This is a genomic window from Xenorhabdus bovienii, assembly GCF_024721015.1.
GTDB classification, from domain to species: Bacteria; Pseudomonadota; Gammaproteobacteria; order Enterobacterales; family Enterobacteriaceae; genus Xenorhabdus; species Xenorhabdus bovienii.
The window spans coordinates 1-3,331 of sequence record NZ_JANAIF010000145.1 but is presented as its reverse complement, the minus strand read 5'-3'; the positions used below and the strand labels follow the sequence as shown (position 1 = coordinate 3,331).

General features: G+C 45.5%; 6 protein-coding genes, 1 tRNA gene and 2 pseudogenes. 7 read left to right on the top strand and 2 right to left on the bottom strand.

All coding sequences use genetic code 11. The features are described 5' to 3' along the window. Positions 1–232: 232 nt before the first annotated feature. Positions 233–406 (bottom strand): hypothetical protein, encoded by a 174-nt coding sequence (locus NXS07_RS19060; protein ID WP_172664676.1) that lies wholly within the window; start codon positions 404–406, stop codon positions 233–235. 133 nt (positions 407–539) lie between these two features. Here NXS07_RS19060 and NXS07_RS19055 point away from each other — a divergent pair, with 133 nt between their 5' ends. From NXS07_RS19055 to NXS07_RS19035, 5 genes and pseudogenes are all read left to right on the top strand, one after another. Beyond that, positions 540–728 (top strand): hypothetical protein, encoded by a 189-nt coding sequence (locus NXS07_RS19055; RefSeq protein WP_038222731.1) that lies wholly within the window; start codon positions 540–542, stop codon positions 726–728. Further along, positions 725–973: a hypothetical protein gene (locus NXS07_RS19050; protein ID WP_046336605.1), complete on the top strand. Its 249-nt coding sequence runs from the start codon at positions 725–727 to the stop codon at positions 971–973. The genes NXS07_RS19055 and NXS07_RS19050 overlap by 4 nt, the downstream gene beginning before the upstream one ends. Beyond that, entirely contained in the window at positions 966–1,136 is a 171-nt protein-coding gene (locus NXS07_RS19045; protein ID WP_071839194.1) for a DUF4222 domain-containing protein, read from the top strand. Before NXS07_RS19050 ends, NXS07_RS19045 begins: the two co-directional genes overlap by 8 nt. 2 nt (positions 1,137–1,138) lie before the next feature. Beyond that, positions 1,139–1,444 carry a hypothetical protein gene (locus NXS07_RS19040; protein ID WP_046336606.1) on the top strand — a complete coding sequence of 102 codons (306 nt, stop codon included), beginning with the start codon at positions 1,139–1,141 and terminating at the stop codon, positions 1,442–1,444. After that, positions 1,438–1,605, top strand: a pseudogene (locus NXS07_RS19035) (primase-helicase zinc-binding domain-containing protein); the annotation flags it as partial. The gene NXS07_RS19040 and the pseudogene NXS07_RS19035, both read left to right, overlap by 7 nt. A gap of 18 nt (positions 1,606–1,623) precedes the next feature. On the opposite strand, the pseudogene NXS07_RS19030 reads toward NXS07_RS19035, so the two are convergent. Further along, positions 1,624–2,330 (bottom strand): annotated as a pseudogene (locus NXS07_RS19030) (IS1 family transposase). 232 nt (positions 2,331–2,562) lie between these two features. Between NXS07_RS19030 and NXS07_RS19025 the strand changes: the two are divergent. Both NXS07_RS19025 and NXS07_RS19020 read left to right on the top strand, forming a co-directional pair. Beyond that, positions 2,563–2,778, top strand: a complete 216-nt coding sequence (locus NXS07_RS19025; RefSeq protein WP_258087412.1) for a hypothetical protein — start codon at positions 2,563–2,565, stop codon at positions 2,776–2,778. Positions 2,779–2,838: 60 nt separating this feature from the next. Then, a tRNA-Phe gene (locus tag NXS07_RS19020) sits at positions 2,839–2,914 on the top strand. The last annotated feature ends 417 nt before the right edge of the window (positions 2,915–3,331 follow it).

Genomic DNA, 3,331 nt, shown 5'->3' with positions numbered 1-3,331 from the left:
ATCAATCAGTTACCCGTAATCCAAATCTGGTTTACGAAGAATTACAACAGCTTAAGAGGCTACCATCTTTAAGAGGGGGAGTGAACCAAGTAAAGGATATTTACTTGGTTAGTTATTGCTCAGATAACCATGTGAGTAATGTTCACTCAGTTAACCAAGTCAATCTTATTGCCTTGGATAGCCATTGTACTTATTGTGCGTTTATTAACCATCGAACTTATTGTCGGTTGGTTCAGCCTTTTGGTTCAATGCCTCGAGATTGTAGTTCTTTGCGAAGGGTGCGTTTTATCCATGTAGCGAGGGATGGATCGCCATCAATTTTTGCTTGCTCTTCAAGTTGTTTTCTAAATTCTTCTGTCATCCTCATTTGGTACTGGGGAGATCTTTTTTCTTTTGGTGTTGACATGGTAATTACCCTAGGATATTGTGAGTTACATGGTAACGACCATTGTAGTATCAGTTATCAAATAAGGCAACGCCCCACAGTGCTCGCAACACATGTAGGGCGTTTAACCAAACCGTTAGTTGAGGTAACGATTATGGCTATACAACAGCATAACCAAACTCGCCTTAAATTTACATTCCTAATTGCATCGGGCAATCAACGTCTGGTGGATATTCACCCTGTACGCCTCATTACTGTTCTGGCGGACTGTGAAGGTGAAGCCCGTTTACTGGCAGGCAAATCTAATCTGGTATTTGTTTCCCGTCAGGGGGTGGCCGCATGAGCAAGCCTATCACTATTCATCAAGCCGCTGAAAAGGCGCAGCAACTCGAATTTATTAATCAGCTTATTGAGTCATACCCTCATCAAATACAGGGCAGTGAAATATCCGTTATGTCTTCACTGATGGCGAAGCTATCCGGCGATATTGCTGTATTTCTGATTGAAGTAATCGCAGGTGAGGAAGCTATTGATAACACTTCCCACTGTAGCGATATGTCTACCGTTCAGGGGGTGAACCATGCCTAATCCTGCCCCTCATGACTATTACACCCATCAGAACGGGGAAACCGTTCAGGTGTTGTCGGTAGCCTTTAACCGCGTGACGTTTGTCCGTGAGGGTTATCACACCCCGTGCATCATGCCAGTAAGCCGTTTCACTAAAGAATACACCTACGCAGGGAGAGCCTGATTATGTCTGATATCTATAACCACTTAGTACGCAACAACTTTAACGCGATGAGCACTGAGGAAATTAAAGATCTGCGTAAGCATTCAGATGGAGCACATAGCGCAGTGATGGCGGCAATGTCAGCGATGGGGGAACTGGCTTTCTGGTCTGCCGATAATGAAAACTATGCAGATTGTCAGGCAAGGGACGATTTGCGCCGTATCGGTGAAGCCCTGATGTATTTGCCGAGGATTGCCGAAGCGCTGAATGACACCGCACAGTATGCGGATTTTGAAATCCATCACCGTGAGGGATTCCCCAAATGGTAAATCATATTGATATCCGTTCAGTGAAAATGGCGGCGAAGGATCACTGGCAAGGGGTGCTGGCTGCTTGTGGGGTGGATGTTCCGGCGAAGGGTAAGCATGGCGCTTGCCCCCTCTGCGGCGGCACTGACCGCTTTCACTTCATGGACGATCACGGTCACGGTGGGTCATGCTCCCAATAGTTAGATTATCCTTGCAAGATAGTATTCACGCTCAATGAACGTTCCGATGATTTTGTCATGCAGGATTTCTGATTTAGAGTAGCAGATCGTTTTCCGATTCAGCCTTTTTATTCGAGTACGCAGGGTCAGATTCATTCTTTCGATGCGTTGGGTAAATTTCTTTCCTCTGAGGTGAGTTCTCTCAGGAAGGCAATCATAAACAGCATAATTATCAGTACAATAATACTGGATTTCAAACGATGCCAGAAGCGCCAACAGTTTTTCCAGCGTTTTTTTACTGCGATCGCCAAATACATGTGCGATGATTTGCTTCTGGTTTGGTTCCCACGCATATCAGAGCCCGCGTTGATTCTTCTTGTTGCCGACAAATGACCACTGCTCATCAATTTCACAGATAATGTGAATCTCACTTCCTGCCAGAGGCCGTGTTGTTACTTGTCTGGGTTCATGTTTTTTAACGTGCGAAGCACGGTATTGATCCCGACGTTCAAAACACGTGCAGTGTCTCTGATCCCGCCGTTATTTATCGCCATATCAGTGATTTGTTCTTTCACTCCGGGTTTGCAGGCTTGATAGGTGTAATTCAGTTGGAAGGTTTTACGGCAGGCATAACAGTGATAACGCGGGTGCCCACTGCTTCCTTTTCCATGCCCTTTGACCTCCTCTGCTTTGTGACAATAACGACAAACCACATCAACTTTAGCCATATCTCACCAGTAATAAAAAATGGAAAGTTTACTACAATAATCTAACTATTGGGAGCATGACCAGGTTTATGATATCGATGATTCTAATGAGCCTGTAAGAATTGAGCATAACCGCCACGATCTCCCATCACTTAAAATTACTGCCCGCATCGCATAATCAATTGCGCTTTATTGAACTTTAGTTAACCAATTAATAATCTATTCTCCGGGTACCCAATCGAAGGAGATAGAAATGTTTGTAGAAGAAGGGTTAAAGCCAGATCCGGATAACGCTGGTTTTGTGCTTGAATGGGGAGTTGTACGCTATTCTCCTTGGCATTTAGCTGGCGTGTATGCCACTAAAGAGAAAGCCGAAATACAAGCAGTTAATTTCGGCTCAGTTTATGAAGTCCATTACGGATCGCACAGAACGGGTAGTGATGACTTCGTATGGGGCATTGATCCCTAATCATTACTTATTTCTGGATGGATTAACGTCAGGGTCGCAAATGCGGCCTTTTCTCTATCTGGAACTTTGGCGTAGAGGGTTCGCGCGGATGCCTGAAGAGCATTAGGACTCGGTTCGATTCCGAGAGGTTCCACCAAATTATATCGAAGGTCACTTAGGTGGCCTTTTTCATTTTAGGCTGCCAACTGCCGTGTAAGTGTTGGGTGGGTTGCTGGGTTACCTATTCCAGCCGACAGCAAACTCTCATAAATTGGCAGGATCACAATTTAACGCCAAAAACCACGCAGGGTAATACCTGCTAAACGTTACGCATTGCGTATCTGCCGTCGCCAGTTCGGGGCGGCATCTCCTATTAACTCAACTCACAGGGGCGACCATAGCTCACCCCACGGACGCCCATTGTTCAAATGGGGTGGAATATGCGTATGCCAAACAAAGATCCGATTGAACTCTACCAGTGGCTGATACTTCTGCTACTTTCTGCATGGGGCGGAATAGTCCGCTACATCATCGATATAAAAACCAGCAACGCCCGCTGGAGCTGGATTGGGGC

What these genes read in the sequence shown, in the direction of transcription:
- NXS07_RS19060 (WP_172664676.1), bottom strand. Translation starts at nt 406, where the DNA reads ATGTCAACACCAAAAGAAAAAAGATCTCCCCAGTACCAAATGAGGATG.
- NXS07_RS19055 (WP_038222731.1), top strand. Translation starts at nt 540, where the DNA reads ATGGCTATACAACAGCATAACCAAACTCGCCTTAAATTTACATTCCTA.
- NXS07_RS19050 (WP_046336605.1), top strand. Translation starts at nt 725, where the DNA reads ATGAGCAAGCCTATCACTATTCATCAAGCCGCTGAAAAGGCGCAGCAA.
- NXS07_RS19045 (WP_071839194.1), top strand. Translation starts at nt 966, where the DNA reads ATGCCTAATCCTGCCCCTCATGACTATTACACCCATCAGAACGGGGAA.
- NXS07_RS19040 (WP_046336606.1), top strand. Translation starts at nt 1,139, where the DNA reads ATGTCTGATATCTATAACCACTTAGTACGCAACAACTTTAACGCGATG.
- NXS07_RS19025 (WP_258087412.1), top strand. Translation starts at nt 2,563, where the DNA reads ATGTTTGTAGAAGAAGGGTTAAAGCCAGATCCGGATAACGCTGGTTTT.